This window comes from Actinomadura logoneensis, assembly GCF_003428695.1.
GTDB lineage: Bacteria > Actinomycetota > Actinomycetes > Streptosporangiales > Streptosporangiaceae > Spirillospora > Spirillospora logoneensis.
This window is the reverse complement of record NZ_QURH01000731.1, coordinates 1-3,414: the sequence shown is the minus strand read 5'-3', so window position 1 is coordinate 3,414 and position 3,414 is coordinate 1. Positions and strand designations below refer to the sequence as shown.

The window sequence follows — 3,414 nt, the reverse complement described above, 5'->3', positions numbered from 1 at the left end:
GCCGTCCGGACGGCCTCGGCGGGGGCCGCGCCCGCGCCGAGCGCCGTCGCGATCTCGCTCGCGGCGGTGTCGGCGGCGGCGCGCGAGGCCGTCTCCGGGCGCGGCGACGACCCGACGCCGTCGCACACCACGGCGGCGACGCCGGTGGGGTGCGGGGCGATCGCGAACGCGTCCTCGTTGCGGGCGTACCGCCTGCCGCGGTCGCTCACCCCCGCGACCGGGCCGCCCGGCGTCGCGAGCTCGACCTCCAGGTGGTCGCGGTCGGCGGGCTGCTTCATCCCGCAGTGCTCGCAGTAGCCCTCGGCGTCCACGGCGGGCTCGGCGCACCCCGCGCACCGCCCGCGCCCGGACGGCTGCGGCGCGCCGTTCCCGGGCCGCCCGGCGATCAACTGGCGTCCGCAGTTCTCGCAGAACGCCTCGCCCGGGTACACGACCACCCCGCACTGCGGGCAGCCCAGCTCGGCGGGCTTCGCCGCGCTCGCCTCCGCCCGCGCGGCGGCGTGCCCTCCGTTCGCGTCTCGCGCGCTCATGCCTCCGGCGTTCTCGTCGGCGCTCGCCCCGTTCGCCCCGTTCGCGGCGGTCTCGTTCGCTTCCACAGCGGTGTCGTTGCCCTCCCCGTCCATGTCCCCGTTCCCGTTCCCGTTCACAACAGCGTCCGCGGGCGGACGGCGTTGGCGGCGTCCACCAGGAGCCGTTTCTCCTCGCGGTCCCTGGTGAGCCGGGCGAGCGCCCGGTAGGTCTCCTCCAGCCGGCGGCGCAGCGGCTGCTCGGCCAGCGGAACGCCGAAGACCTCCCCGCCGCCCTGGGGCGGCACGGTCCCCGCGCCCCGGCGCAGCGTCCAGTCGAGCGCGGCCTCCAGGACCTCGGCGGTCAGCAGGGCGCGGCGCTCGGCGGCGAGGCCGAGCGCGTCCAGCCGGTGCGCGGCGGTGACCAGTTCGCGCGGGTCGGGCGACAGCACGGCGTGCCCGCCCCGGACGGCGACGCAGACCGCCGCGACCTGCGCCGGGACGAACCGGATCGACGTGGACGGCACCTGCTCCAGCACCGCGACCGCGCCCGCCCGGTCGCCCGCGGCCAGCCTCAGCCGGGCGAGCCCGAACGCGGCGTTGATGTGGCTCCGGTCCGTGCGCCAGACCGTCTCGTACAGGCGGGCGGCGTCCTGCGGGGCGCGCGCCTCCAGGCAGGCGGCGAGCGCCAGCTTCGGCGCGAGCTCGCCGGGCATCAGCGAGTAGAGCCGGTCGAACGCGGCGACCGCCGGCTCGATCCGGCCGTCCGCGAGCTGCGCGACCGCCCGGTACCACTCGATCCGCCAGTCGTAGGGGCGGTCGGCCTCCACCTCGGCCAGCAGGCTCTCGGCGTGCGCGATCTCGCCCAGCTCGATCCGGACGCGCGCGAGGGTCAGCTTCACCTCGGGCGTGCGCTCCGGCGCGGCCTCGACCGACGCGGCGAGCTGCGCGGGCTCCAGCGCGGTGAGGCCCGCGAGGAACCCCGCGGCCGGGTCGGCGCCGTCCACCAGGGGGACGGGCAGCGACGCCGCGTGCTGCGCGGGCGTGAGCGCCGGAAGCGGCTCGGCCCCCGGCTCGCCGGTCTCGGCGGACACCGCCGCCGACGCGAACCGCTCCGGGCCGAACAGCCCGGACGGCGCCTGCCGCGGGTGCCCGTCCGCGGCGGAGAGCACCTCGCGCAGCACGCCGAGGAGCTGGTCGGCCATCTCCTCGGCGTCCTGGAACCGCTGGTCCGGGTCGAGGTGGGTGGCGCGGCGCAGCAGCCGGTCGAACGACTCGAACCGGGCGAGCAGCGGCACCTGCTCGCGCGGCGGGATCCGGTCCCGGAACTCGCTGGTGTAGCCCTTGAAGGGGAACGTCATCACGGCCAGCGCGCGGCCGACCGTGTACAGGTCCGAGGTGACCGACGGCCCCCGCTCGGCGATCTCGGGGGCCTGGTAGCCGACCGTGCCGTAGATCGCGCCGTCCGGGTCGTCCAGCCGGCGGACGCCGCCGAGGTCGATCAGCCGGAGCTGCTCCTCGGACTGGATCACGTTGTCGGGCTTGAAGTCGCAGTACACCAGGCCGTGGGCGTGCAGGTAGGAGAACGCGCGCAGCACCTCCAGCGCGTAGGCGATCGCCTGCGGCAGGGGCAGGCCCTCCTGGCTCACCGTGTTCCGGTGCTCCAGCAGGATGTCCTTGAGGGACTTCCCGCCGACGTACTCCATGACGATGTACTCGTCGCCGTCGTGCTCGACGAAGTTGTAGATCTTGACGATGTTGGGGTGCTCGACCGTGGCGAGGAACTCCCGCTCGGCCTCGGCCGCCTCGCGCGCGTCCGCGTCGCCGGTGTTCAGCAGGCCCTTGAGCACCACCCAGCGGCCGTTGACGCGGTGGTCGCGGGCGAGGTAGATCCAGCCGAGGCCGCCGTGCGCCAGGCAGCCGAGCACCTCGTACTGCCCGTGCACCAGGTCGCCGGGCTGCAGCTTCGGACGGAACGAGAACGCGTGCCCGCACTTGGGGCAGAAGCCCTCGGTGCGGCCCGGCCGGTCGCCCCGGCTGCGCCCGACCTTCTCCCCGCAGCTGCCGCAGAACCGCCGGTGCTCGGGGACCTCCGGATTCTGCCGGACGGCGGTCGCCGGGTCGCGGTACGGGATGCGCGGCACCTCGACCAGCCCGGATCCGAGCTGCCCGCGCCGTCCGGACGGCCGGGACGGGGTGCTGCCGCCGCCCGTCCGGACGCTGCCGGTCGCGAAGCCGCCGGTGGGTGTGCTGGGCGTGCTCGGGCGCGTGGCGGGCGTCCGTCCGGACGTGCCGGAGGACGGCGCCGACCCGGGAGGCGCTGCCGACCCGGACTGCCCGGACTGCCCGCCCTGCCCGGACGGCCCTGAGCCGGTGGACGACGCGGGCGCCGGGGCCTGCTCGGCGGGACTGCCGCAGACGTCGCAGTAGCCGTCCTCGATGGTGCCCGCGCAGCCGGGTTGCGTGCATTTGCGCGGACCGGCCCGGCCCGCCGGTGGAGGCCCGGCCGTCACCGGGGCAGCGGCCTGCTGTTGCCCGTTATGGAACGCGTGTCCCGTCGTGGGCGATGGCGTGCCTTGTGAGGGGGCCATGCCACATATGACGCAGTAACCGTCCTCGACGTTTCCGGCGCAGCCGGGCTGCGTGCACGGGATCATCGGTCGGCTCCCTTCGTCCGCGAGTTGACGGCCTGCTGGTATCCGGACAGGGCCACGGTCGCGGCACGCAGGTCGCAGGGGGACGTCCAGAGCAGCTCGCGGGCGCGCTCGTGGATCGTCAGGAGGTCGGCGTCCTCGGCCAGCCCCAGCCGGGCGGCCTTGACGCGGTAGGCGCCGAGCCGGCCGCGCAGCTCCTCGCGGCGCTCCAGCAGGCCGGCGGCCAGGTCGCGGTGGCGGGCCGCGCGGTCGCG

The 3,414-nt window shown here is 76.1% G+C and carries 3 protein-coding genes and 1 pseudogene; 1 reads left to right on the top strand and 3 read right to left on the bottom strand.

Translation table 11 applies throughout. The features are described from left to right. Both DZF91_RS26375 and DZF91_RS26370 read right to left on the bottom strand, forming a co-directional pair. A partial coding sequence (locus tag DZF91_RS26375; RefSeq protein WP_199486904.1) for a zinc ribbon domain-containing protein occupies positions 1-530 on the bottom strand: 530 nt, incomplete at its 3' end. A 113-nt stretch (positions 531-643) separates the two neighbouring features. Beyond that, positions 644-2,650 (bottom strand): serine/threonine-protein kinase, encoded by a 2,007-nt coding sequence (locus DZF91_RS26370; RefSeq protein WP_235834580.1) that lies wholly within the window; start codon positions 2,648-2,650, stop codon positions 644-646. On the opposite strand from DZF91_RS26370, the gene DZF91_RS42275 reads away from it, so the two are divergent. Further along, on the top strand, positions 2,640-2,936 hold the full coding sequence (locus DZF91_RS42275; protein ID WP_235834579.1) for a hypothetical protein: 297 nt from the start codon (positions 2,640-2,642) through the stop codon (positions 2,934-2,936). The genes DZF91_RS26370 and DZF91_RS42275 overlap by 11 nt on opposite strands. A 223-nt stretch (positions 2,937-3,159) precedes the next feature. Here the strand turns inward: DZF91_RS42275 and DZF91_RS40410 are convergent. Next, positions 3,160-3,414, bottom strand: a pseudogene (locus tag DZF91_RS40410) (hypothetical protein); the annotation flags it as partial.

Bases quoted from the DNA above. Each gene is read 5' to 3' on its own strand.
- DZF91_RS42275 (WP_235834579.1), top strand. From the start codon at position 2,640: ATGCGCGGCACCTCGACCAGCCCGGATCCGAGCTGCCCGCGCCGTCCG.